Origin of the sequence: Secundilactobacillus collinoides DSM 20515 = JCM 1123 (assembly GCF_001435975.1) — a bacterium.
Taxonomy (GTDB): Bacteria; Bacillota; Bacilli; order Lactobacillales; family Lactobacillaceae; genus Secundilactobacillus; species Secundilactobacillus collinoides.
Genome location: NZ_AYYR01000079.1, coordinates 1 through 1,202 on the forward strand (window position 1 = coordinate 1; position 1,202 = coordinate 1,202).

At 46.0% G+C, this 1,202-nt stretch carries 1 protein-coding gene; it reads right to left on the minus strand.

From position 1 onward, the window contains the following. Positions 1-56: 56 nt before the first annotated feature. Positions 57-1,085 carry an IS30 family transposase gene (locus FC82_RS12755; protein WP_056997204.1) on the minus strand — a complete coding sequence of 343 codons (1,029 nt, stop codon included), beginning with the start codon at positions 1,083-1,085 and terminating at the stop codon, positions 57-59. Between the last annotated feature and the right edge of the window lie 117 nt (positions 1,086-1,202).

Here is a 1,202-nt window from a genome sequence, read left to right on the forward strand (position 1 = left end):
CCCGAAGTGTCAAATCAAGTGCAACAGTTAATGACCTATTCCAATGATTGGTCTAGTTAGTCAGCTAGACCTGGTAATAGTTCAGCTGGACAATGATAATCTAAGAGCTTTCGAGGACGGTGATTCAAGGTATCTTGAGCGACCTGTAGTTCAATCACATTCACCGGTCCCAAGGATTTACCCTTAGGAAAGAATTCTCTTAGTTGTCCATTTAGGTTCTCATTAGTCCCACGTTCCCACGGCGAATATGGATGAGCAAAGTAGATCTCAGTCTCCTTGACTTGGCTAAGTTCAGCGAACTCACTACCATTATCAAAGGTAATGGTCTTAAAGTATTGCGGGCCATAGTCGGCCAAAGTCTTTTCGAGAGCTTGGCGACAAGTCCTGGCGTGGTAATTAGGTAGTTTCACCAAGATTTCCAAACGACTAACCCGTTCCGTGAGCGTCATTAACGCTGGTTCATTCTCATCGCGTTTGGCCTTAACCAAATCGCCTTCCCAATGGCCAAATTTTTGACGCTGCTGGACAACTGCCGGGCGATCTTCGATCGATCGGCCTAACACCTTCTTATTTAAGCGAGAGTGAGAGCGTCCTGGCTGTTTAATTCGGCGCCGTAGTTTCTTAGGAAGGTCATGGTTGCGTAACGCCAAACAACCTTGATCAATATAACGATAAACGGTGGGCACCGAAGGACACGGGAAACCTGGGCAGGTCTTCTTGAAATGATCAATATAGGTATCGACGTTGTAGACCCGCGGGTTAGCTTTCAGAGCCCTAGTCAAGCTCTTAAAGAAGACAATGGCTTTTTTAAGTAGTCCCTGCGGATGACAATTAGCTCGGTGTTTGCGGTACACGGCTTCGCCGGTTTCCGCAAAGTAGGCTTGATAATAGCGATGACATTGAGAATCAATTTGAGTTGTCGTGCCGCGGGCTAGTTCACGGGTAATGGTACTGGTACTGCGATGAAGTGTTTTTGCGATCGTGTGCGCGGTTTTGTGTTGGCGACTGAGCGCCTCAATTTCACCGCGTTCATCAGCTTGGAGTTGTTGGTAATGACGAGGCATGTTATTCTGGTTTTGGGTCATGAAGACACTCGCTTTCTTAATTAATTTCGACGTTAATAAGAATAGGTCTTCATGGCCTTTCATGTCTAGTCTGAAAGGTCTAGTTGATTAGTGTTGCACTTGAATTTTAAACTGGGC

What these genes read in the sequence shown, in the direction of transcription:
- FC82_RS12755 (WP_056997204.1), bottom strand. Translation starts at nt 1,085, where the DNA reads ATGACCCAAAACCAGAATAACATGCCTCGTCATTACCAACAACTCCAA.